1 protein-coding gene is annotated in these 276 nt (G+C 65.2%); it reads right to left on the reverse strand.

Features of this window, described 5'->3' with window-relative positions; translation table 11 throughout:
• On the reverse strand, nucleotides 1-276 hold a 276-nt coding region (locus tag QSK45_RS38175; RefSeq protein WP_285563544.1), incomplete at both ends, for a cobalamin-dependent protein.

Here is a 276-nt window from a genome sequence, read left to right on the forward strand (position 1 = left end):
CCCGGGTCAGCGCCGCCCCGCCCAGGATGACGGGGTACTTGCCCGCCAGGTCGCGCTGGTTCAGCTCCTCCAGGTTCTCCTTCATGATCACCGTGGACTTCACCAGCAGCCCGGACATCCCGATCACGTCCGCACGGTGCTCCTCGGCAGCCTCCAGGATCGCCGAGACGGGCTGCTTGATGCCCAGGTTGACCACGTTGTAGCCGTTGTTCGACAAGATGATGTCGACCAGGTTCTTGCCGATGTCGTGGACGTCGCCGCGCACGGTGGCCAGCA

Source organism: Streptomyces hygroscopicus subsp. hygroscopicus, assembly GCF_030269125.1.
Taxonomy (GTDB): Bacteria; Actinomycetota; Actinomycetes; order Streptomycetales; family Streptomycetaceae; genus Streptomyces; species Streptomyces hygroscopicus_C.